Origin of the sequence: Sphaerimonospora cavernae, assembly GCF_042435035.1 — a bacterium.
Taxonomy (GTDB): domain Bacteria; phylum Actinomycetota; class Actinomycetes; order Streptosporangiales; family Streptosporangiaceae; genus Sphaerimonospora; species Sphaerimonospora cavernae.
Genome location: NZ_JBHMQT010000032.1, coordinates 13,979 through 35,885 on the forward strand (window position 1 = coordinate 13,979; position 21,907 = coordinate 35,885).

The following is a 21,907-nucleotide window of genomic DNA, read 5'->3' on the forward strand; positions in this document are numbered from 1 at the left end:
GGTGACACCAACGCCTCCCAAGACCCGGCAAAAAGCGCTCCTGCCCGGCAAACGACAGGCGGGCGAGTCCGGGGCCATACCCCGCACTCGCCCGCTCGTGTCATCTACAGCCGTGGCTTTGGTCGCAGTTCATCACTCAGCCGAGCCAGGGCATCTCCTCAAGCCAGCTCGGCCAGTAGAGATCGTCATAGTCGACCTCACAGTATGGAGCGTGCTCGCCCGTGGGCCGGCAGCCCGGCTGGTACGCGGGCGGACAGGTGTGCTTGCACGTGGGCGAATACGCCTTGCACGTCGGCGGGCAGGTGTGCTTGCACGCGGGCGAACAGGTCTTGCACGTCGGCGGGCAGGTCTTGCACGGGCAGTGAGAACCCGGCGGACCCTGAGGCCCCTCCGGACCTTGCGGACCTTGCGGGCCCTGAGGCCCTTGTGGACCGCCAGGGCCCTGCGGCCCCTCGGGCCCCTGCGGACCTGTCGAGCCCTGCGGCCCCTGCGGCCCCTGCGGACCTGTCGGGCCGGTCTCACCCCGCTCACCAGGAAGACCCTGCGGACCAGCGGGGCCCTGCGGACCAGCGGGACCAGCGGGACCTGCCGGACCCTGTACGGTCCGGATGCCCGGGAAGGGCATCGCTCCGCCTGCCGTGCCCGGGAAGCCAGTGTTGGGCATGCCACCGAAGCCGGGGGTGCCCCCGGCACCGGGTCCGTTTCCACCCATGATCCCACCGGGCCCACCGGTCATCCCGGGCCCAGAATTCCCACTCGTCGCACCGGGTCCCACCGTGCCGGGCGGGCCCGCCGGACCAGGCGGTCCAGGTGGGCCGGGCGGTCCAGGTGGGCCGGGCGGGCCCTGCTGGCTGCGAGACCCGTGCGGGCCGGCCGGTCCACGCCGGCGTTTGGCGTCTCGCTGACCCCGCCGCTTTTTGTGCCCGCCGGACGCGCGTGGCCCCGGCCTGGGCCCGGGCGAGACGAGATGCGGAGCGGGAACCCCGTCCATCGCGCTCAGCGGGCCGATGCGCTCCTTCGCCATCTGAGGATGAGCAGCGGCATTCACGGGCAACTGGGCCGACGCCGCCGCCCCCGTCATCGCCACTATCAGGGCATATTTACGGAGACGACGACCGGCAAGCAGACCGGAGACCGACCAGCTTCCAGGAAGAACCAATTGATGCTCCCTTTAGATGTTGACACGTCTACAGTTCCACGGCTTTCCGATGACGCCTGCCGAAGCTACCTCACCGGTAAGCGCCGGACCGCGCCCCCATAATCAGAACCAGGTAAACATAGGGCACAGGAAAGAAATGCCACCCGATTTCCCCCGACGTTTTCCCAAATAGATGACACAATCCAACGAAAATGGATTTGCCTGGCAAAACCGCACTTTTCCTGGGTGGCTCAGCGGCCGACACCTGTCCACATTTCGGGTCTTGGGGGGCGGATCATCCGAATCCGTGGCCTTGTCAGCGCGCATCGTCGTCGTCAGACGCTGCCGGGTATCGGATTACGGCGGACTTGCGGCGACAGCGACCGGTAAGCGACCCGGCAACCGACCCGCTTCCAGGAAGAATCAATTGATGCTCCCCTTTGATGTTAATACGTACACAGCCATCGCTTTCCCGGCGATGCGCGCTGGAGATACCCTGACGGAGACATTCGGACGCCGACCTTGACACCAGAAACGGGTAAACACATAACACGCACGAGACAATACGACCTCATTTTCTCGGCGTTTACGGAATAGTCCTCACGGTCGCCGAAAGTGGATTGAACATCAAGATCAGCACACCAGTGTCACGATTTCTCGCATAGGGCATCCAGTCGGACAAATCTAGTCTCGACGACTCAGCGACCGGCCGGGGTCGTCTGCGGCTCGGTTCTGGCGATCCGTTGCTGGATAGGGTGATCCGCATGGATTACGTACGGCTCGGCAACACCGGTCTGAAGGTCAGCAGGATCTGCCTCGGCATGATGAGCTACGGCGACCCGGCCATGATGGAGTGGCTTCTCGATGAGCAGCGCGCCGAACCTATCGTCCGCAGGGCCGCCGACGGCGGCGTGACGTTCTTCGACACCGCCGACATGTACTCGCGCGGCGTCAGCGAGGAGATCACCGGCAGCCTGCTCCGCAAGATCTTCCCCCGCCGAGACGACTACGTGCTGGCCACCAAGGTCTACTTTCCGATGGGCGACGCCCAGAACGACCGCGGCCTGTCGCGCAAGCACATCCTGTCCGCCATCGACGCCTCGCTGACCCGCCTGGGCACCGACCACGTGGACCTCTACCAGATCCACCGCTGGGACGAGGAGACGCCGATCGAGGAGACGATGGAGGCGCTGCACGACGTCGTCCGGGCGGGCAAGGCCCGCTACATCGGCGCCTCCAGCATGTTCGCCTGGCAGTTCGCCAAGGCGCAGCACACAGCCGATATGCACGGCTGGACCAGGTTCGTCACGATGCAGGGTCATTACAACCTCCTCTATCGCGAGGAGGAGCGGGAGATGGTCCCGCTCTGCCTCGACCAGGGGGTCGGGCTGATCCCGTGGAGCCCGCTCGCGCGGGGCTTGCTGGCCCGGGCCGGCGTGGCCTCCGACACCAGTCGCCAGACGGGGGACGGGGCACGGCAGCGGCAGCTCTACGGCGACGCAGACGGCCGGTACGGCGAGGCCGCGATCCTGGAGCGGGCGGCGCGGACGGCGGCCGAGCGCGGTGTCGCGCCCGCGACCGTCGCCATGGCCTGGCTGCTGAGCCGGCCCGGCATCACCGCCCCGATCGTGGGCGCGACCAAGGAGCATCACGTGGACGACGCGCTCGCCGCCGTGGACCTCGCGCTCACCGACAAGGAGATCGCCTACCTGGAGGAGCCCTATCTCCCCCGTCCCGTCCAGATGTGACGACGATCCCGGCCGGAAGAGACCGGGTTGCCCGGGGGCCGCGATGAGCGGCAGGCTGGGCGGATGCTGATCCGCCGGGAGACTCCCACAGACGTCGGTGCCATCCGCGCCGTGACCGCCGCCGCCTTCGGAAAGGAGCCCGGCCGGGTGCCCGTCGAGGCGGTGCTGGTCGACGAGTTGCGTGCCGACAAGGGCTGGCTGCCCGGCCTCTCGCTCGTCGCGGTCTCCCCCGCCGGGGAGGTCGTCGGGCACGTGGTGTGCAGCCGCGGCCACGTCGGCCCGGTCCCGGCGCTGGGCCTCGGACCGCTGAGCGTGCGTCCCGACCACCAGGGCCGCGGCGTGGGATCCGCGCTGATGCACGCCGTGCTCGGGGCGGCCGAGGCCCTCGGGGAACCGCTCGTGGCGTTGCTCGGCGATCCCGGCTACTATTCGCGGTTCGGTTTCGCCGCTGCGGAAGAGCACGGCATCACGCCTCCGGTGCCCGCCTGGGGACCCTATTTCCAGGCGCGCGTGTTCGACGAGCCCACCCCCCCGCCCCGCGGTCTGTTCACCTATGCCGAGCCGTTCTCCCGGGTCTGACCGCGCTGCGAGTCGACGCCTGCGAGTTATGGAGCGATCGGTTCAAAAGGATTGATTACTGACACGCCGGTGCCCAAAAAATCCCTGACATTACGGCTGACCAGGGTCCAGCCGTTCACTCTGGCGGTCGCCGCGATCAGACCGTCCATGGTCGGCAGCGTCCGTAGGGCGTTGAGCCTGCCCCACTCATCGGCCACAGCCGGGGTTACGGGGACGATGCGGTCACGGAACTGCAGGTGGAGCCCGTGCAGCCACCGTTCCAGCGCCACCGCCTGCTTGGGGTCGGTACGTCTCCGTGATTCAATGCCCCGCCGGATCTCTCCGACCGACAGACTGCTGAGGTACAGCGTGGGTCCATTGGCCTCGGCGATCCACCCCTTCACCTGTGCGCTCCCGTTTCGCTTGCGCACTTCGGAGATCACATTCGTGTCGAGCAGGTAGCCGATGCCCCTCATCCGAAGTCGACCTCTCGGGGCAGATCCCTGTTGCGGGGAAAATCGATGTCATCATCCCAGTCCGGGTCCGACAGGAGGAAATCCCGGAAGTCGGGAGTATCGCCTTTGAGGCGGTGGTATTCGGCAATGTCGATCACCACGGCCACCTCCTCTCCATGGCGGGTGACCACCTGGGGGCCTTCGCTCACCGCACGCCGGATGACCTCGCTGAAGCGCTGCTTCGCTTCCTGGACCTGCCACCCATTCATCAGTCACCCTTTCTGTCCAGGCTGTCTAGACCGAGCATAATCTCGCCCTCCCTCGGTCGCGCCCACTTACGCTGGCTTCATGGGACGGGTGAACGACGAGGCGGCGGCGGCGCTGCAGGAGTATGCCGAGCTGTTCGCGCTGAGCGGCGGCGACGCGTTCCGGGTGCGGAGTTATCAGAAGGCGGCGAAGTCCATCGCCGGCTTCCCCGAGGACCTGCGGCACGCCGACATCCGCAAGATCCCCGGCGTGGGCGAGGCCATCGCCAAGAAGGTCGAGGAGTTCCTGGCTCGGGGAAGCTTCCGCCAACTCGACGACCTGCGCGGCCGGGTGCCCGAGGGGGTGCGCGAGCTGACGAGGGTCCCGTCGCTCGGGCCCAAACGCGCGCTTTTCCTGTTCGAGGAGCTCGGGATCGACTCACCGGCCGCGCTGGCCGACGCGATCAGAGACGGCCGGCTGGCCGGGCTGAGGGGTTTCGGCCCCAAGACCGAGGAGAACCTGCTCAAGGGGGTCGAACATCTGGAGCTGTCGGGCGGCCGGGTCCACCTCGGAATCGCCATGGACCTGGCCGAGCGGGTGATCGCCTCACTGCCCGCCGAGCGGATCGCCCACGCCGGCTCGCTGCGCAGGATGCGCGAGACGATCGGCGACATCGACATCCTGGCGGTCGGCCCGCCCGGTCTGATGGACCTGTTCGCCCGCCAGCCGTACGTCACCGAGGTGATCGCGAAGGGCGAGCGGAAGACCTCGGTACGGACCGACCGGGGGCTGCAGGTGGACCTGCGGGTGGTGCCCGCCGAGTCGTGGGGCGCCGCGATGATCTATTTCACCGGCAGCAAGGAGCACAACGTCCGCATCCGGGAGATGGCCGTCAAGAAGGGCTGGAAGCTCTCCGAGTACGGCCTGTTCGACGGTGAGGATCATCTGATCGCCTCGGAGACCGAGGAGGACGTCTACGACGCGCTCGGCATGCGGTGGATCCCGCCGACGCTGCGTGAGGACGGTGGCGAGATCACCGCCGCGCTGCGCGGCGAGCTGCCCCGGCTGGTCGAACTCGCCGACCTGCGGGGCGACCTGCACACGCACACCGATCTGACCGACGGCATCGCCTCGCTGGAGGACATGGTGGCCGCGGCCGCGCGGTGCGGCCATTCCTACTATGCGATCACCGATCATGCTCCGGACCTGGTCATGCAGCGGATGACGCTCGGCAAGGCCCTCGCTCAGCGTGCTCAGATCGCCGAACTTCAAGCGAAATATCCGGAAATGCGGTTGCTGCACGGCACCGAGCTGAACATCGCCCCGGACGGCTCGGTGGACTGGCCCGGCGAGGTCCTGGCGGGCTTCGACGTCTGCGTCGCCTCAGTGCACTCGCACTTCCACCAGTCACGAGAGGAGATGACCCGTCGCTTCGTCGCCGCCTGCGAGAACCCGTACGTCCACGTCATCGGGCACCCCACCACCCGCAAGATCGGCAAACGGCCGCCGGTGGACGCCGACTGGGATGAGGTCTTCCGCGCCGCGGCCCGCACCGGCACGATCATGGAGATCGACTCCTACCCCGACCGGGCCGATCTGCCCTCCGATCTGGTACGGCTCGCCCGTCACCACGGGGTGAAGTTCTCGATCGACAGCGACTCCCACGCGATCCCGCACCTGTCTCACCAGCGGTTCGGTGTCGGGATCGCCCAGCGGGCCTGGCTCACCCCCGACGACGTGGTCAACACCTGGCCGCTCGACCGGCTGCTCGCACACCTGCACCGCGCCGCCGTTTAAAGCCGCTGATCAAAGCCGCTGGTTAAACCGGACAGGCCGCGGGGACTAGAGACATCGTGGCAGGTGGCTGGGTCTCCCGCTGGCCGTTGGTGCGGCAGTTGCGGGGAGAGGACGGCAGGCGGGAGGCGGCGCGCTCGGCGCGGACCGACGCGCTGCGGCCGCGGGTCGAGCGGGCCGACGCGGTCGCCCGGTCGGTCTGCCCCTACTGCGCGGTCGGCTGCGGTCAGCTCGTCTACGTCGAGGACGGCAGGGTCACCCAGATCGAGGGCGATCCGGACTCGCCGATCTCCCGAGGCCGGCTCTGCCCCAAGGGCTCGGCGAGCAAGCAGCTCGTGACCCATTCCGGCCGCGCGACGCAGGTCCTCTACCGCCGGCCGTACAGCACGGTCTGGGAGCCGCTCGACCTCGAGACGGCCATGGACATGATCGCCGACAGGGTGGTCAGCACCCGGCGGGAGACCTGGCAGCAGACGTGTGACGGCAGGGCGGTCAGGCGGACGACGGGCATCGCCCATCTGGGCGGGGCGACGCTCGACGTCGAGGAGAACTATCTGATCAAGAAGCTCTACACCGCTCTGGGCGCGATCCAGGTCGAGAACCAGGCGCGCATTTGACACTCCTCCACCGTCCCCGGTCTGGGGACCAGCTTCGGGCGTGGCGGCGCGTCCACGTTCCAGCAGGACCTGGCGGAGTCCGACTGCATCGTCATCCAGGGCTCCAACATGGCCGAATGCCATCCGGTGGGGTTCCAGTGGGTGACGGAGGCCCGGCTGCGCGGCGCGAAGGTGTTCCACATCGATCCGAGGTTCAGCCGGACCAGCGCGTCCGTCGACCGCTACCTGCCGATCCGGGCCGGGTCCGACATCGTGCTGCTCGGGGCGCTGATCAATCACGTGCTCGCGGGCGGGCTCGACTTCCGCGAGTACGTCCTCGCGTACACGAACGCGGCGACGATCATCAATGCGGAGTTCCGGGACACCGAGGACCTCGACGGCCTGTTCTCCGGCTACGACCCGGAGAGCGGCAGGTATGACCCGTCCTCCTGGGCGTACGAAGGCGACGTGGCGCGGATGCACACGTTGAGCGAGGGCGGTCTGGCGCACGCGGAGGCGGCCGGATCCGACTCCTATGGCGCCCGCGGGGCCGGGGCGAGCGCCCGCCCGCCTGCGGACCCGACGCTGCGCCACCCGCGCTGCGTCTACCAGATCCTCAAGCGGCATTTCTCCCGTTACACCGCTGACCTGGTCGAGGAGCTGTGCGGGATCTCCGCCGCACAGTTCGCCGAGCTGGCCGAGGCGATCACCGCCAACTCCGGCCGGGAGCGCACCACGGCCTGGGTGTACTCGGTGGGCTGGACCCAGCACACGACCGGGGTGCAGTTCATTCGCGCGGCCTCGATCCTGCAGCTCCTGCTGGGCAACATGGGCCGTCCGGGCGGCGGGATCCTGTCCCTGCGCGGCCACGCGAACATCCAGGGCTCCACGGATGTCCCGACACTGTTCAACCTGCTGCCGGGGTACATCGCGATGCCGCACGCCCATCGGCACGACGACCTGGACGACTACATCCGCCGGGAGGGCGCCGACACCGGCTTCTGGGGGAACCGACGCGCCTACGTGGTCAGCCTGCTGAAGGCGTGGTGGGGCGACGCGGCGACGGAGGAGAACGACTTCTGCTTCGACCACCTGCCGCGGCTCACCGGCGACCACGGGCACTACGCGACCGTGATGGGCCAGATCGACGGCACGGTCAAGGGCTACTTCGTCATCGGTGAGAACCCGGCGGTCGGATCGGCGAACGGCCGGGCGCAGCGCCTCGGTCTGGCGAACCTCGACTGGCTGGTCGTGCGGGACCTCACCCTGGTGGAGACCGCGACGTTCTGGCAGGACGCCCCGGAGATCGAGACCGGGGGGCCGCACCCCGGCGAGATCGGCACCGAGGTGTTCTTCCTGCCCGCCGCGAGCCACGTGGAGAAGGAGGGCACGTTCACCAACACCCAGCGGCTGCTGCAGTGGCGGGAGAAGGCGCTCGACCCGCCGGGCGACTGCCGCAGCGACCTGTGGTTCTTCTACCACCTGGGCAGGCGGATCAGAGAGCGGCTGACCGACGACGAGATCGACCGGCCGGTGCGCGAGCTGACCTGGGACTACCCCGAGGAGGGGGCGCTTCGCGAGCCCTCGGCGCGGGCCGTGCTGCGCGAGATCGGCGGCGTCGGGCCAGGCGGCCGGGCGCTCTCGCACATCAGGGAGCTGCGGCCGGACGGGTCGACGAGCTGCGGATGCTGGATCTACTGCGGGGTGTACGCCGATGAGGTGAACCAGGCCGCCCGGCGCAGGCCTGGGCGGGAGCAGTCGCGGGTCGCGCCGGAGTGGGGCTGGGCCTGGCCCGCCAACCGGCGCATCCTCTACAACCGGGCCTCCGCCGATCCGGAGGGCCGGCCGTGGAGCGAGCGCAAGCGGTATGTCTGGTGGGACGCGGACCGCGGTGTGTGGACCGGGGCCGACGTGCCGGACTTCGAGGAGGGCAAGCCGCCGGGCTACGAACCCCCGGAGGGGGCGAAGGCCGAGGCCGCGCTGCGCGGGACCGACCCGTTCATCATGCAGTCGGACGGCAGGGGCTGGCTCTACGTGCCGTCCGGGCTGTCCGACGGGCCGCTGCCCGTGCACTATGAGCCGCACGAGTCGCCGGTGCGCAACACCTTGTACGGCACCCGGGCCAACCCCGCCCGGCGCGCCTTCCACCGGCGCGACAATCCGTACAACCCGCCGCTCTCGTCGCGGTTCCCGTACGTGTTCACGACCAGCCGGCTCACCGAGCACCACACCTCCGGCGCGATGAGCCGGACCCTGCCGTATCTGACCGAGCTGCAGCCGGAGCCGTTCTGCGAGGTGTCGCCCGAGCTCGCCGCCGAGGTGGGACTGGTCAACGGCGGCTGGGCGACGATCGTGACCGCGCGCGCCGCGATCGAGACGCGGGTGCTGGTGACCGAACGGGTCAGGCCGATCCGGCTGCGCGGTACAACCGTGCAACAGGCGACCGTGCACCAGGTGGTCCTGCCCTACCACTGGGGGTATCGCGGGCTGGCGACCGGCGACGTGGTCAACGATCTGATCCCGATCGTGCTCGACCCGAACGTGTTCATCCAGGAGAGCAAGGCCGGCACGTGCGACGTGCTGCCGGGCAGGCGGCCAACGGGCACGGCGCTGCTCGAACTCATCGAGAGGTATCGGCGTGGCTGAACGGATGGGCTTCTTCACCGAGCCCGAGCAGGCGCCGGAAGTCCACCGGCCATGCGGACGACCAGCAGACCTGAAGCACCGCGCGCAGTTCTGGCACGGTCTGGTAGCCGACGCCCGCCCTGAGCCGTAGACCGGACACTGCGAATTGACCCAAGCAATGCTACGCGACCAGCCGTTAACTCGTTACACACTAGTGTTGCAAGCGTGATTACGAACAGGACAAAATGCCCTGATATTGTATCAAGCGATCGATACCCCCAAAAGAGGATCATGAAGTACGTAAGGTTCATCCCGGCCGTTCTGGCACTCGCTCTGGTCACCGGGTGCAGCGGACAGGTCACCCCTCAGTCCCTCATCAAAGAGCTCCAGGACGCTGGTTACTCCTGTGAATCTGGCGATCCAAGCCCCATGGGTGGCGGTGACAGCATCGTCGCGCGTTGTGGTAACGCCTGGGCTAACGTCTATCACAACCAGGATGAGCTTCTTAAGTACGGCTTGATGCCCAAGGACTTACAGCAGGCATACAAGGCTCGCGGCGGCAGCGCCTTCAAGTCCCAATGGACGATGACCGAAGACCTCTCGTACCCATTTTGGGAAATTCGCTGCCTCGACCAGGGCTGCGCCGAAGCCGCCAGCACTCTCACCTCGGTGAGGTCTTTTAACGGCACTCTCGATGCGCCTTAACGCACCGAGATGGCACCCCCGAAGAAGATTATGAAGACTGTTGGGTTCACCCTGGCCACCCTGGTGCTCTCGTTGATGACTGCATGCGGCCAGTCCGACGGGTCGGCTTCGACCTTCGTCCGGCAGGACGATGGTGGATCGTTCCAGTCCCTGCAGGAGTTGCTCAAGACGTTGGAAGACCTGGGCGCTCCTTGCACTGACCCCAAATTCATTCAGATGGAGGTCGAGAGCGCTCTATGCTGGAGTGGTTACGCCAACGTCAGGCTCTATGTGGAGGGGCCGGGCCAGAAGTTGCCGCGCCATGCTCTGTGGGCTAACCCGCCCGCATTCCGCGTGCGAGGTAAGAACTGGTACCTGCGGGCAGACGGCGATCCGGACTACGGCAGGAAGGTGAAGAGCCTTCTCGGCGGCGATACCTACATCAGGTAAGCCGATGACCCTTGCGCAAGGCCGAGGGGAGCCACCTGACGCACGGATGGAACCCCTCGGCCCCCGCGTCGGTCCGGAGAATCGACCAGGCCTGCGGATGTCGCCCGGTACGTCTACCATCGACTCATGGCGAACACCATGGAGGAACGCTTGACCTACCTGGAGTCGCGGGTTGCCGTGCTGGCGGCCGAGGCCGAGCGAACCGCGCGCCTGGAGGAAGAGGTTCGTACACTGCGGGCCCGCCAGGACGCGATGGCCGGTGTAGCGATCTCTGAGACCTACCGCATCGTGCAGGAGACGCACGCTGATGTCCGGGACCTGCAGGCTACCCAGGCACAGCAGGGCGAGATCCTCGCCAAGCACACCGAGGTACTCGGCCGGATCCTGGAGCGACTCGACGCGATTGACGCCAGGCTGTCCCACCAGTAGCACGCGCCCCACGCCGGGCCGGAAAATCGGGCCGGCGATGGTTCCCCCACGACGGGGTACGGGCTGCGCCGGCTGCTGGTTGGCCAGGTAGGCCTCCGTCTCGGTGATCAGCGCGGAGATGTCATCCGGCTCGGGGCTGGTACTAACGTCGTTCATGGGTCCTCTCCTGGTCTCGCAGGTGGGGGATCAAGGCCCTGAGCAGGTGTTCACAGCACCACTCGGGGCCGTTCGCGTTGTCAGCGGATTTGGTGGCCGAGTCCGTCACGACGGCCGTTGAAAGTTTTGTCCCACTCCGACCCGGGCAGAGACGCCTCAGCGTTCTCCCAGGTCTGGGCAGAAACTCGGACACTCACCATTCGAGGGCTTCCCGTGACGGACGTAGCACCACATAGGTACGGCTTCTTCACCGACACGAGCATCTGCATCGGGTGCAAGGCGTGCGAGGTGGCGTGCAAGGAGTGGAACGAGGTGCCCGACGACGGTTTCGTCTTCCTGGCCACCTCCTACGACAACACCGGGTCGCTCGGCGCGGACACCTGGCGGCACGTGGCGTTCGTCGAGCAGGACGGCCGGTGGCTGATGTCGTCCGACGTGTGCAAGCACTGCACGCATGCGGCCTGCCTGGACGTCTGCCCCACGGGCGCGCTGTTCCGCACCGAGTTCGACACGGTCGTCGTCCAGCCCGACGTCTGCAACGGCTGCGGCTACTGCGTCCCGGCCTGCCCGTACGGAGTCATCGACCGCCGGCAGGGGGACGGCCGGGCGTGGAAGTGCACGCTCTGCTACGACCGGCTGCGCGGCGGGCTGGAGCCGGCCTGCGCCAAGGCCTGCCCGACCGAGTCGATCCAGTTCGGGCCGCTGGACGAGCTGCGCGAGCGCGCCGGGGAGCGGGTCGGGCGGCTGCACGCCGACGGCGTGACCGAGGCCCGGCTGTACGGCGAGAGCGCCGGCGACGGCGTCGGCGGAACCGGTGCGTTCTTCCTGCTGCTGGACGCGCCCGAGACGTACGGCCTGCCGCCGGACCCGGTGGTGACCACGCGGGACCTGCCCGCCATGTGGCGGTGGGCCGGCGGTGCCGCGCTCGCCCTGGCCGCGGGCGTGGCCGCCTGCTTCCTGAGGCGGAACTGACGTGCCGAAACGACGGGATGAGACGGTGCCGGAGGCCGAGTTCCGCTCCTACTACGGCCGGCCGGTCATCAAGCGGCCCGTCTGGCACGAGCCGCACATGCCGGTCTATCTCTATCTGGGCGGCATGTCGGGGGCGGCCTCGATGATGGCCGCCGTGGCACGCGTCACCGGGCACGACCGGCTCGCGCTCACCGCGCGGGTGGCCGCGGCCGCCGGGGCGGGCGTGGGATCCGTCCTCCTCATCACCGAGCTGGGCAGGCCCGAGCGCTTCCTCAACATGCTGAGGTTGTTCAAGCCGACCTCGCCGATGAGCGTCGGCTCCTGGACGCTGGCCGCGCACGGCGGCCTGACGGCGATCGGCGCCGCCTGCGCCGTGACCGGCGTCCTGCCCGCTGTCGGGCGCGCGGCGACCGCGGGCGGCGCGGTGACCGGGCCCGTGATGGCGACCTACACCGCCGTGCTCCTGGCCGACACCGCGGTGCCGGCCTGGCACGAGGCCCTGCGCGAGCTGCCGTTCCTGTTCGCGGGAAGCGCGCTCGCCTCGGCGGGCGCGGCCCTCATGCTGACCACCCCCCGGGCCGAGTCCGGGCCCGCCCGCATCGCCGCCGTCGCGGGAGCCGCCGCCGAGACGGCGGCGGGCATGCTGATGGAACGCCGTCTCGGCCTGGTCGGCGAGCCGTACCGGCTGGGCAGGGCGGGCAGGTTGATGAAGGCGTCCCGGGCGTTGGCCCTCGGCGGCGGTCTGCTCGCCGCGGTGGCCGGGCGCAGCCGGGCGCTCACCGCGCTGTCCGGACTCGCCATCACGGCCGGTGCGCTGTGCACCCGGTTCGGCGTGCTCGAAGCCGGACGCGCCTCCGCCGCCGACCCGAAGTACACGGTCGTCCCGCAGCGGCGGCGTGTGGCGGCGGGAGTTTGATCTCAGGCCGACCCCTCAGTCCGACCCCTCAGGCCGGCCTCAGATCAGCCGCAGCGCGGCGGGCTCCCTCGGGACGAGCTCGCCGACGACCGGGGCGCCGGGGATCTCCCCCGCGATGAGCAGGCCGCCGGAGGTCTGCGCGTCGGCCACTAGGAGCAGATCCTCCTCGCCGAACCGGCCCGCGTCGAGGTGGGGCGCCACCCAGGCCAGGTTGCGGCGGGTGCCGCCGCTGACGTGGCCGTCGCGCACCGCCTCGCGGGCCCCCTCCAGATACGGCACGGCCGCGACGTCGACCACAGCGGTGACCCCGCTCGCCCTGGCCAGCTTGTACAGGTGGCCGAGCAGGCCGAACCCGGTCACGTCGGTGGCGCACCGGGCCCCGGCGGCCAGGGCCGCCAGCGACGCGTCCCGGTTCAGAGTCGTCATCGCCTCGATCGCCTGGGGGAACACCTCGCCGGTCGCCTTGTGCCTGGTGTTCAGGACGCCGACGCCGAGCGGCTTGGTGAGCGAGATCGGCGTCCCCGGCCGGCCCGCGTCGATGCGCAGCAGCCGCTCGGGATCGGCCAGGCCGGTGACCGCCATGCCGTACACCGGCTCGGGGCCGTCGACGCTGTGGCCGCCCGCCACGTGGCACCCGGCGGCCCGGGCGACGTCGAGGCCGCCGCGCAGCACCTCGCGGGCGAGGTCCATCGGGAGCGTCTGACGGGGCCAGGCGAGGAGGTTCACCGCCACGACGGGGGTGCCGCCGACGGCGTACACGTCCGACAGCGCGTTGGTCGCGGCGATCCGCCCCCAGTCGTACGGATCGTCCACCACGGGGGTGAAGAAGTCGGCGGTCGCGACGATCGCCCGGCCGCCTTCGACACAGACCACCGCCGCGTCGTCTCCGTCGTCGAGCCCGATGACCAGCTCTCCGTTCGGCGAAGGCGGCGTGAGCCCGCGCCCCGGTTGCTCACCCAAGGAGGGCCCGTGGGGATGCGCCGGTTGCGGTGCGAGCAGCTCGGCCACGATCGTCTCCAGCTCGCCCGGCGGGATCTTGCATGCGCACCCGCCTCCGCGCGCATGCCGGGTCAGCCTCGTCGTGTCCCTCTCCGTCGCCGTCATCGTCTCTCCGATCCGCCGCGCCCGTGGGAGGTTGGGTTCCCAGCCCGAATATCCCTCGTACAGCACGCCGCGTAGCGTACGACGCGCCGCGCCGGGCGGTGCCGTGACCTGGCCAACCGGCTCCGGTTAGATTTCCACGCGGAGTTCCGGTTCTCCTGGACGTCCGCTGCTCTTGGAGGTGTCTGGGCGCCTGGTGGCCCCCGCGGTCTTCAAAACCGACGAGGCCGAGGCTCTCGGCCTGGCGGGTTCGATTCCCGTCCACCTCCGCGTGGATCCACGAAGGCGGGTGCCGCGCACCGACGCCGTCCTGGCCGATGCCCGGCTGGCCGCCCTGACGGAGCGGCTCGGCCGCGCGGTGGTCAAGGACGCCGTCGCGCGCGCCCAGCAGCGGGTACGGCAGGGCGAGATCGGCCCGGAGTGCGTGACGGACGCCGCCCTGGCCGTGCTGCCGCCGCATCCCACGAGCCTCCGACCGGTGATCAACTTGACCGGTGTGCTGCTGCACACCAACCTGGGCCGGGCGCCGCTGTCCCCGGCCGCCGTCGAGGCGGTCACGGCCGCCGCCGGGGCGACCGACGTGGAGTTCGACCTGGCGGGCGGAGCGCGGGCACGCAGGGGACGCGGCGCGCTCGAGGCCCTCGCCCGGGCGGTGCCGGCCGCCGAGGACGTGCACGTCGTCAACAACAACGCGGCCGCTCTCGTGCTGGCGGCCACCGCGCTCGCCGCCGGACGGGAGATCGTGATCAGCCGCGGCGAAATGGTCGAGATCGGGGACGGGTTCCGAATCCCCGACCTGCTGGCGTCCACCGGTGCCCGGCTGCGCGAGGTGGGCGCGACCAACCGCACCACGCCCGCCGACTACCGGGCGGCCATCGGACCGGAGACCGGGTTCGTGCTCAAGGTCCACCCGTCGAACTTCCGGGTCGAGGGTTTCACCGGCTCGGTCGGGGTGGCGGAGCTGGCCGGGCTCGGCGTGCCCGTGATCGCCGACATCGGATCGGGCCTGCTGCGAGGCGAGCCGCTGCTGCCCGGCGAGCCGGACGCCGCGAGCACGCTCGCCGCCGGCGCCGACCTGGTGACGGCCAGCGGCGACAAGCTGCTCGGCGGCCCCCAGGCCGGCCTGCTGCTCGGCCGCCGCGACCTCGTCGACCGGCTCAGGCGCCATCCGCTGGCCAGGGCGCTGCGGGTGGACAAGCTGACGCTGGCCGCGCTGGAGGCCACGCTGCGCGGCCCCGAGACCCCCGTGCGCCGGGCACTGCACGCTGAACCGGCCGCCCTCGCCCGGCGGGCCGCCGCCCTGGCGGAGGCGCTGCACCGGGCGGGGATCGAGGCGAGAGCCGTACCCGCCGAGGCGACCGTGGGCGGCGGAGCGGCACCGGGCGTGAGGCTGCCGAGCGCGGCGGTCAGCCTGCCCGAGCGGCTCGCCGTGCCGCTGCGGACGGGCGATCCGCCGGTCATCGGCCGGTTCGAGGGTGGCCGCTTGCTGCTCGATCTGCGCGCGCTGCCCCCGGAGCGCGACGACGAGGTGCTGAAGGCCGTCCTCAGGGTAGGCCGGTGATGCGGGCCGACGCGGGATGGGTCCTCGGGGAGCGGGCCACCCGTCACCGCTGCGCGATGGCGCATCCCGAACTCCCGAACCGAGGAGGGCTGTTGCACGTCGTCGCCACCGCTGGACACGTCGACCACGGCAAATCGACGCTGGTACGGGCGCTCACCGGGATGGAGCCCGACCGGCTGGCCGCGGAGCGGCGACGGGGGCTCACGATCGAACTCGGCTACGCCTGGACGGCACTGCCCTCCGGCGAGCGGGTGGCGTTCGTCGACGTCCCCGGGCACGAACGCTTCCTCGGAACGATGCTCGCCGGGGTCGGCCCAGTGCCCGCCGTGCTGTTCGTCGTCGCCGCCGACGAGGGGTGGATGCCGCAGTCGGAGGAACACCTGATCGCGCTGCGAACCCTCGGCGTACGACTCGGCCTGCTCGCGGTGACCCGCGCCGACCTGGCCGATCCCGCTCCTGCCCTGGAGGACGCGCGGGCCCGCCTGGCGGAGGCCGGGCTGGGCGAGGCGGAGGCGCTGGCGGTGAGCGGGCGCACCGGTGAGGGGTTGGACGAGCTGCGCGCGGCGCTGGACCGGCTGGTGGCCGCGCTGCCCGCACCGGACATCGAAGCGCCGGTGCGGCTGTGGATCGACCGCGCGTTCACGGTGCGCGGCAGCGGGACGGTGGTGACGGGGACCCTCCCGGCGGGCCGCGTCTCTACCGGTGACGAGCTCGAACTCGACGGCGAGCGGGTGCGGGTGCGCGGCCTGGAGTCGCTGAAGGAGCCGGTGACATCCGTCGTCGGGGTGGCCCGGGTCGCCGTCAACCTGCGCGGGCGGATCGCACCGGAGCGCGGGCAGGCGCTCGTCACCCCCGATGCCTGGTATCCGGCTGACCTGGTCGACGTACGGGTGTCCCCCGCGGTCGCCCTGCCCGCAAGAGTCGTCGCGCACCTCGGCTCGGCGGCCGTGGCGTGCCAGGTGCGGCCGCTCGGGCCGGGCGTGGCACGGCTGCGCCTGGCCCGGCCGCTGCCCCTGCACCTGGGTGACGTGCTGCTGCTGCGCGACCCCGGCGCGCAGCAGCGACAGCACAGCGCACACGGTGTATCGCGGGTGCGGGCGGGGGCGACCGTACTCGACGTGCGCCCGCCGGCACTGCGCCGCCGCGGCGCGGCCAGGGAGCGGGCGTACGCGCTCGCACACGCGTCGGCGGACGCGGCGTCCCTCCTGCGCACGCACCTGCTGCTGCGGGATAGCGAGCTCGTCGCGATGGGCTGCCCGCCGCGGACACGGCCGGTGCTCGCTGACTGGCACGCCGACCCGGAGCACTGGGCCGGTCTCGCCGCCCGGCTTCCCGAGGTGGTACGGCGCCACGCGGCCCGCGATCCGCTGGAGCCCGGGCTGCCGCTGGAGGCGGCCCGCCACGAGCTGATGTTGCCGGACCGCCGCCTGGTCGCCGCGCTCGTGCGACCCCCGCTCGCCGTCGTGAACGGACGGATCGTGGATGGACGGATCGCGGCCGGCTCTGCACGCCTGCCGGCTCCGGTGGCCCTGGCCGTACGCAGCCTCCTAACCGGACTCGCCGACACACCGTTCCGTGCGCCGGAGGCCGGACGCCTGGCCGAGCTGGGCCTGGGACCACGCGAGCTGACGGCGGCCGTACGAGCCGGGGCGCTGCTGCGCGTGGCCGACGGCGTCGTGCTGCCGCCGGACGCCGATGAGCGCGCCGCCGCCCTGCTGGCCACGCTGCCCCAGCCGTTCACGGTCGGCCAGGCGAGGACCGCCCTGCGCACCAGCCGCAGGGTGGCGGTGCCGCTACTGGAGCACCTGGACCGAAAAAGGCTGACCGAGCGGCTGGACGACATCCACCGCCGCTGCCGTTGACGCGCTCCCCAGCCTGATGGGGATTCAGCCCGTGCCGCTTCATTCTCACGGATGATCTCTGTGGAGAGCCGGTGGTGGAACTCGCGGCGTGCATCAGCGACCTTCGCATGCTGACGAGCAACCTTCCGCCGGGCTTCGGCCTGGTTGTTCGGCCCCTTGGCCGTGCGGGGCAGGGACCGCCGAAGCTTCTTGAGTTTCTTCTCGGCGCGGCGCAGGAAACGCGGGGTGTCGAGTTTCACTGGCGTGCACCCCCTCTTCCCGAGGCCGCCCCGCTCAGTCAGGATCAAGTCCATGCGACTGTTGATTCTCGGAGGCACCTGGTTCCTCGGTCGAGCCCTGGCCGAGCATGCCTTACAGCGCGGTCACCACGTCACGACGTTCACGCGTGGAAAGTCCGGCAGCGACGTCCCCGGCACGATCCCGATTCGGGGAGACCGCACCAGCGTCGAAGACCTCACCGCGCTTGCCGTCCACGGCCCCTGGGATGCCGTCCTCGACACCAGCGGTATGACACCCCACCTCGTTGAGACGTCCACCAAAGCCCTGTCGGACGCCACGGAGCGATACGTGTACGTCAGCACCGTGAACGTCTACCAGGGCTGGCCCACGCTTCCCCTGAATGACTCCTCGTCTGTCCGCCCCTACACCCCGGAGGGGCCGCCCGGGGAGAGCGGTGCCGACGCCTATGGCCGGGAGAAAGCCGGCTGCGAGAAGGCCGTCAGCGACACCTTCGGTGACAGGTCCGTCCTGCTGCGGCCCGGCGTGATCGTCGGCCCTCATGAATACGTCGGCCGGTTCCCCTGGTGGCTCCGCCGTATCGCCGCAGGCGGTCGAGTACTCGCACCTGGCACGCCCGACTGGCCGATCCAGCCGATCGATGTCCGTGACGTCGCCGCCTTCGCCCTGGACGCCACAGAACGCTACCTGTCTGGGCCCTACACTCTCGCCGCGCCCATCGGCTCGGCCACGTTCGGCGACCTGCTGGAGACCTGTCGGCAGGTCACCGGCAGCACGGCCACGCTGGAGTGGGTGAACCACAACTTCCTGATCGAGCAGCGGGTCGGCGAGTGGACCGAGCTGCCGCTGTGGCGGCCGTATGCGGGAACGTGGCGGGTGGATGCTGCCCGCGCCCGGGCGGCCGGTCTGACTTGCCGCCCCCTGGCCGTCACCGTCGCCGACACCTGGGCGTGGCTGAACGACGGCGGTCCGCTTCTGGGCCACGAACGGGCCGCCGAACTCGGCATCAGCCCCGAGCGGGAGGCGGCGATCCTGGCCGAGTGGGACGCCCGGCGCGGCTAGGCTCCCGGCGGCAGTGCCCGCACCGTGCTGCCCTGGATGAACGAGGCGAGGTCGTCGCTGAGCTGCTCGGCGGCCCGCCCCGCCGGGGTGAGCGCCAGCTGAGTGCGCAGCCCGTTCAGCCGATGCAGGACGGGGAAGGTCCGCAAGTCTGCCGGTAGCTCCAGTACCTCGGTCAGCGTCTGCCGGGCGTTGGGCAGATCGCCGAGGATGACCCAGGCGGTGGCCGTCTCGATTCCGATGGTGGCCTCCACCGTCTGCGACCGGTCCTCGTCCGGTACCGCTTGGGCGTCCTCAAGGGCTTGACGGGTGTAGGCCAACACCTCGCCGGTGAATCGGCGGATGGCCGACTGATCGAAGTCCGCACGCCGTAGTTGCAGCAGCTGCAGCAGGGCCGAGCTGTAGCAGCGCTGTTCACGTACAGGATCCCAGTCGAACACGCCGCCGATCGCCTGCAGTTCGTCGCCGCGTTCGTCTGCTGCCCTGGCGTTCATCGCCACACGGATCGACTGGACGGTTTTGTCGGTCTCGCCCATGTGGGACCAGGCGCGGGCCGCGATGCTGTGCACCCGGGCTGCGGCAATTCCGACTGGCCGATGCTGTTCCGCCTTGCTGATGGCTACGACGGCATCCCGAGGCTGATTCGCCCAGTACGCGCTGGTGGCCATCATGCCGCGCGCCCACACCGCGAGCGGCACATGGTCGATGCTGGCGGCGTAGGACCAGGCAGCACGGGCGTGATCGACGGCCATTTTCATCTCGCCGAGATCGATACACACCTCGGCCAGCAGCGTGCTCGATACTCCGGCCAGGAAGTTCAGATCGGAGAGCTGCGCGGGTTTGCGGGTCTCGGCCATCTTGGCGAGGATCCGTTCGCGAACGGCGACCAACTCCGGGAACAGGCCCATCGGCGACCGCAGCAGGTAGGTGCGCGCCAGGTGGACGACATCGTCTTGCAGTTGCTCCATCGCCGCCGGCCCGAGTTCGCGTTCCGCGTCGCCCGCGGCATCCCTCGATTGGGAAGCGGCATCTTTCATCATTTCGTACATCCCCCTGGGCTGGACATCGACGGGCGCGGCAACCAGGTGGGCAGGGGTGAGTCCCTGACCCGGCTCGGTGTCGACGCCGTCAGTGGTGCTGGGAGCCGCTGCGAAAAGCTCACTCGCCGGCAGGTCGAAAATGTGCTCAAGCACCTCGCACGCCTTGGGGTAGGGCAGGCCTTTCAGCCGGGCCGACAGCCACCGATCCCACTGCCGCTCGCCGATCGCGAGGTTGTGGTAGCCAAGCTCCCGGGCTGCCGCCTCATAGGCACGGGAAAAGTGGCGGTAGGCCACCAGCCCCTTGGCCTGAGCGAGCTGCCTCAGCACAGTCACCATCGTGGCCCTTCCTGCCGGACGCGCCGCGGTTCTTGTGCCCAACGGTAGAACCGGGGGCGACACGGTGAAAGGAATTCCGGCCTTTACGGCAAGGAAGTCCGGACAAGTCGACCAGAAGTCGAAACAACGTCGTGGAGAGGTCGGCGATGACGCTTGTCCCGTCGTGGTGATGTCGACGCTGGGCAATGACGATTCACAGGCCATCACATTCACCAATTCCCCGTGAGGTACCGACCGATATGGAAACCGGCGCCTACTCTCCGCTTTCTCGGCCGTATGCGCTCTCACCCGCAGCGGAGGCGATCCGCCAGTTGGACGCCCACCTGTTCGCGACCCACGGCGTCACCGGCAGCATCATTGTCGGCACGGAGATGGCCATACTCCGGCTGAACGGCCTGACGGTGTGGTTCGCGGAGGGCGAGTTCCGCTGGACCAACGGCCTGCGAGACGCTGACGGCCTGCCGGACATGGACAGCGAATCGGCCACGAGGCCCGCGACCACTGCCGACCGCGTCTTCGAGCGCTATCAGCAGGTGCGGCACGAAGCCGGGTACTTCGCCGTCCGGATTGACTGACCGGCGATGCCGCCTGCTCGTCGTCGCAACCGACGTGCAGATACAAGATCCGCTCGTGGTCGGTCCTGACGCCGGCCCGCGACCCGTTCGCTGCCCAGACAGTCCTTCCGTGAACGGCTCTGGGAGCAAGAATCACCACGCTGAAGCACATCTCTCTGGACACCGAATCGAGAGGGGGAAACACACATCGTGGACGAGTTGAACCTGCCGAGTGTGAACGGTAATGCCGTACGGGTGACTGCCGGGGAGACATCGGTGATCGTCAGCTCACCGGACCCGGGGATCATCGACTGGATCACCGGCTACGTCACGCCGTGGTGGCACATCGCCTCCGCTAACGCTGCCGACGGTCCCCTGGTGGTCGCGACGGTGAGTGGAGTCGATGAGGTGGCTGCCGAAGTGGCCGCCGGCGCCTGGGAGGAGGTCGGGTATCCGCGTGCCACGACGCGCTACGCCCGCAAGGAGGACGACACTGTGATAGCGGTTACGCCAGGTGAGCGTGTCGCCTACCGCTATACCCCTTCCCTGCATCGGATGGACGTTCACGGCCACGAGTCGTTGACGCTGGCGCGGGCGAGTGTTCGGGTGGCACGGGAGCTGGTGCGTGCCCAGATGGTCGGGGCGGGATGGACGCTGTTGCATGCCTCGGCGGCCGTCATGCCCGACGGACGGGCGGTGCTCACGCTCGGCGGGCGGGGCGCGGGAAAGTCCACAGTGGCCTTCACTCTGGCGTCCCGTGGCGCCGGGCTGCTGGGGAACGACCGGGTGTTCGCCCGCGTCCACCGGGACGGTGGGGTGGAACTGGCGCCGTGGCCATCCGGTGCCGCCGTCGGTCTGGGACTGCTGGGTGCGCTGGGCTGGATGGATATCGCTCGCCAACGCCTTGCGAACGGAGCTGGCCCTCACCCGTCCCAGGACCCGCGGGTGACCGCCGCGCTCCTGGCCGGGACCACGACAGCCCTGCGGGAGGGCACTCGTGAGCTGAAAGCGCACATCCGGCCAGAGGAGTTTTTCTCCTGGTATGGGCTCACCGGTGCCTCGTCGGGGCGGGTGGCTGCGGTGCTCTTCCCCGCCTTCCATTCTGATGCGGAGCCCAAGATCGAACCTGGACGTACGGCCGCCGTGGCGGATGCGGACTTCGTGATGGGGGCGCAGGAGGACTCCTACCCCGATATCTTCGGCCTGACGGGAGGGTTGGGAGCGGGGTCCGCGCATGCCCGGGCCGCGGTCGCCGCTGAGCTGGACAAGCTGCCGGGCTATGCGGTCGTCCTGAGCCACGACCATGGCGCGAACGCCGTACTTCTCACGTCCGTCGCGCAGGGCGCGGACGCCGACGTGCCAACGGTGCGTGGCTGATGGGCAGGTGGGA

At 69.7% G+C, this 21,907-nt stretch carries 19 protein-coding genes, 1 tRNA gene and 1 pseudogene; 16 read left to right on the forward strand and 5 right to left on the reverse strand.

What is annotated here, in order from left to right; genetic code table 11:
- The first annotated feature begins 1,902 nt into the window (after positions 1–1,902).
- A complete protein-coding gene (locus ACFHYQ_RS13485) occupies positions 1,903–2,886 on the forward strand; it encodes an aldo/keto reductase (protein ID WP_394301466.1) in 984 nt (327 codons plus the stop codon).
- A 63-nt stretch (positions 2,887–2,949) separates the two neighbouring features.
- Positions 2,950–3,465 (forward strand): GNAT family N-acetyltransferase, encoded by a 516-nt coding sequence (locus ACFHYQ_RS13490; RefSeq protein WP_394301467.1) that lies wholly within the window; start codon positions 2,950–2,952, stop codon positions 3,463–3,465.
- Between the two features lie 26 nt (positions 3,466–3,491).
- Here ACFHYQ_RS13490 and ACFHYQ_RS13495 read toward each other — a convergent pair whose 3' ends face one another.
- Together ACFHYQ_RS13495 and ACFHYQ_RS13500 are read right to left on the reverse strand one after the other, a co-directional pair.
- A complete protein-coding gene (locus ACFHYQ_RS13495) occupies positions 3,492–3,920 on the reverse strand; it encodes a type II toxin-antitoxin system VapC family toxin (protein ID WP_394301468.1) in 429 nt (142 codons plus the stop codon).
- The gene (locus tag ACFHYQ_RS13500) at positions 3,917–4,168 is read right to left on the reverse strand and encodes a type II toxin-antitoxin system Phd/YefM family antitoxin (protein ID WP_204016748.1); all 252 of its coding nucleotides are present in this window, start codon (positions 4,166–4,168) and stop codon (positions 3,917–3,919) included. The genes ACFHYQ_RS13495 and ACFHYQ_RS13500 overlap by 4 nt, the downstream gene beginning before the upstream one ends.
- Before the next feature lie 79 nt (positions 4,169–4,247).
- On the opposite strand from ACFHYQ_RS13500, the gene polX reads away from it, so the two are divergent.
- From polX to nrfD, 8 genes are all read left to right on the forward strand, one after another.
- Positions 4,248–5,942 carry a DNA polymerase/3'-5' exonuclease PolX gene (gene polX / locus ACFHYQ_RS13505; RefSeq protein ID WP_394301469.1) on the forward strand — a complete coding sequence of 565 codons (1,695 nt, stop codon included), beginning with the start codon at positions 4,248–4,250 and terminating at the stop codon, positions 5,940–5,942.
- A 53-nt stretch (positions 5,943–5,995) separates the two neighbouring features.
- The gene (gene fdh / locus ACFHYQ_RS13510) at positions 5,996–9,181 is read left to right on the forward strand and encodes a formate dehydrogenase (RefSeq protein ID WP_394301733.1); all 3,186 of its coding nucleotides are present in this window, start codon (positions 5,996–5,998) and stop codon (positions 9,179–9,181) included.
- Positions 9,174–9,311: a hypothetical protein gene (locus ACFHYQ_RS13515; protein ID WP_394301470.1), complete on the forward strand. Its 138-nt coding sequence runs from the start codon at positions 9,174–9,176 to the stop codon at positions 9,309–9,311. Before fdh ends, ACFHYQ_RS13515 begins: the two co-directional genes overlap by 8 nt.
- Before the next feature lie 140 nt (positions 9,312–9,451).
- Entirely contained in the window at positions 9,452–9,865 is a 414-nt protein-coding gene (locus ACFHYQ_RS13520; protein ID WP_394301471.1) for a hypothetical protein, read from the forward strand.
- 9 nt (positions 9,866–9,874) lie between these two features.
- A complete protein-coding gene (locus ACFHYQ_RS13525; RefSeq protein ID WP_394301472.1) occupies positions 9,875–10,294 on the forward strand; it encodes a hypothetical protein in 420 nt (139 codons plus the stop codon).
- A 126-nt stretch (positions 10,295–10,420) separates the two neighbouring features.
- Positions 10,421–10,723, forward strand: coding sequence for a hypothetical protein (locus ACFHYQ_RS13530; protein ID WP_394301473.1), 303 nt, complete (start codon positions 10,421–10,423; stop codon positions 10,721–10,723).
- 369 nt (positions 10,724–11,092) lie between these two features.
- Positions 11,093–11,851, forward strand: a complete 759-nt coding sequence (locus tag ACFHYQ_RS13535) for a 4Fe-4S dicluster domain-containing protein (protein WP_394301474.1) — start codon at positions 11,093–11,095, stop codon at positions 11,849–11,851.
- Between the two features lies 1 nt (position 11,852).
- Complete coding sequence (gene nrfD / locus ACFHYQ_RS13540; RefSeq protein WP_394301475.1) at positions 11,853–12,767, forward strand: NrfD/PsrC family molybdoenzyme membrane anchor subunit; 915 nt, start codon at positions 11,853–11,855, stop codon at positions 12,765–12,767.
- Between the two features lie 39 nt (positions 12,768–12,806).
- On the opposite strand, the gene selD is transcribed toward nrfD, so the two are convergent.
- Positions 12,807–13,937: a selenide, water dikinase SelD gene (selD, locus tag ACFHYQ_RS13545; protein WP_394301476.1), complete on the reverse strand. Its 1,131-nt coding sequence runs from the start codon at positions 13,935–13,937 to the stop codon at positions 12,807–12,809.
- Positions 13,938–14,045: 108 nt separating this feature from the next.
- Here selD and ACFHYQ_RS13550 point away from each other — a divergent pair.
- The 3 genes from ACFHYQ_RS13550 (at position 14,046) to ACFHYQ_RS13560 (ending at position 17,291) form a co-directional block, all read left to right on the forward strand.
- Positions 14,046–14,139: transfer RNA gene (locus tag ACFHYQ_RS13550), tRNA-Sec, on the forward strand.
- Positions 14,140–15,429: an L-seryl-tRNA(Sec) selenium transferase gene (selA, locus tag ACFHYQ_RS13555; protein WP_394301477.1), complete on the forward strand. Its 1,290-nt coding sequence runs from the start codon at positions 14,140–14,142 to the stop codon at positions 15,427–15,429.
- Positions 15,429–17,291, forward strand: a complete 1,863-nt coding sequence (locus ACFHYQ_RS13560) for a SelB domain-containing protein (RefSeq protein WP_394301734.1) — start codon at positions 15,429–15,431, stop codon at positions 17,289–17,291. Before selA ends, ACFHYQ_RS13560 begins: the two co-directional genes overlap by 1 nt.
- 47 nt (positions 17,292–17,338) lie before the next feature.
- Here the strand turns inward: ACFHYQ_RS13560 and ACFHYQ_RS13565 are convergent.
- Positions 17,339–17,584, reverse strand: a pseudogene (locus ACFHYQ_RS13565) (transposase); the annotation flags it as partial.
- Between ACFHYQ_RS13565 and ACFHYQ_RS13570 the strand changes: the two are divergent.
- Positions 17,583–18,590 (forward strand): NAD-dependent epimerase/dehydratase family protein, encoded by a 1,008-nt coding sequence (locus ACFHYQ_RS13570; RefSeq protein ID WP_394301478.1) that lies wholly within the window; start codon positions 17,583–17,585, stop codon positions 18,588–18,590. The pseudogene ACFHYQ_RS13565 and the gene ACFHYQ_RS13570 overlap by 2 nt on opposite strands.
- On the opposite strand, the gene ACFHYQ_RS13575 is transcribed toward ACFHYQ_RS13570, so the two are convergent.
- Positions 18,587–19,963, reverse strand: coding sequence for a hypothetical protein (locus ACFHYQ_RS13575; protein ID WP_394301479.1), 1,377 nt, complete (start codon positions 19,961–19,963; stop codon positions 18,587–18,589). The two genes, ACFHYQ_RS13570 and ACFHYQ_RS13575, sit on opposite strands and share 4 nt — an antisense overlap.
- 239 nt (positions 19,964–20,202) lie before the next feature.
- Here ACFHYQ_RS13575 and ACFHYQ_RS13580 point away from each other — a divergent pair, with 239 nt between their 5' ends.
- Positions 20,203–20,538 (forward strand): hypothetical protein, encoded by a 336-nt coding sequence (locus ACFHYQ_RS13580; protein ID WP_394301480.1) that lies wholly within the window; start codon positions 20,203–20,205, stop codon positions 20,536–20,538.
- A gap of 189 nt (positions 20,539–20,727) precedes the next feature.
- A complete protein-coding gene (locus ACFHYQ_RS13585) occupies positions 20,728–21,894 on the forward strand; it encodes a hypothetical protein (RefSeq protein ID WP_394301481.1) in 1,167 nt (388 codons plus the stop codon).
- Positions 21,895–21,907: the final 13 nt, after the last annotated feature.

Coding starts and splice junctions, on each gene's coding strand:
- ACFHYQ_RS13485 (WP_394301466.1), top strand. CDS start 1,903: ATGGATTACGTACGGCTCGGCAACACCGGTCTGAAGGTCAGCAGGATC.
- ACFHYQ_RS13490 (WP_394301467.1), top strand. CDS start 2,950: ATGCTGATCCGCCGGGAGACTCCCACAGACGTCGGTGCCATCCGCGCC.
- ACFHYQ_RS13495 (WP_394301468.1), bottom strand. CDS start 3,920: ATGAGGGGCATCGGCTACCTGCTCGACACGAATGTGATCTCCGAAGTG.
- ACFHYQ_RS13500 (WP_204016748.1), bottom strand. CDS start 4,168: ATGAATGGGTGGCAGGTCCAGGAAGCGAAGCAGCGCTTCAGCGAGGTC.
- polX (WP_394301469.1), top strand. CDS start 4,248: ATGGGACGGGTGAACGACGAGGCGGCGGCGGCGCTGCAGGAGTATGCC.
- ACFHYQ_RS13520 (WP_394301471.1), top strand. CDS start 9,452: ATGAAGTACGTAAGGTTCATCCCGGCCGTTCTGGCACTCGCTCTGGTC.
- ACFHYQ_RS13525 (WP_394301472.1), top strand. CDS start 9,875: ATGGCACCCCCGAAGAAGATTATGAAGACTGTTGGGTTCACCCTGGCC.
- ACFHYQ_RS13530 (WP_394301473.1), top strand. CDS start 10,421: ATGGCGAACACCATGGAGGAACGCTTGACCTACCTGGAGTCGCGGGTT.
- ACFHYQ_RS13560 (WP_394301734.1), top strand. CDS start 15,429: ATGCGGGCCGACGCGGGATGGGTCCTCGGGGAGCGGGCCACCCGTCAC.
- ACFHYQ_RS13570 (WP_394301478.1), top strand. CDS start 17,583: ATGCGACTGTTGATTCTCGGAGGCACCTGGTTCCTCGGTCGAGCCCTG.
- ACFHYQ_RS13575 (WP_394301479.1), bottom strand. CDS start 19,963: ATGGTGACTGTGCTGAGGCAGCTCGCTCAGGCCAAGGGGCTGGTGGCC.
- ACFHYQ_RS13580 (WP_394301480.1), top strand. CDS start 20,203: ATGGAAACCGGCGCCTACTCTCCGCTTTCTCGGCCGTATGCGCTCTCA.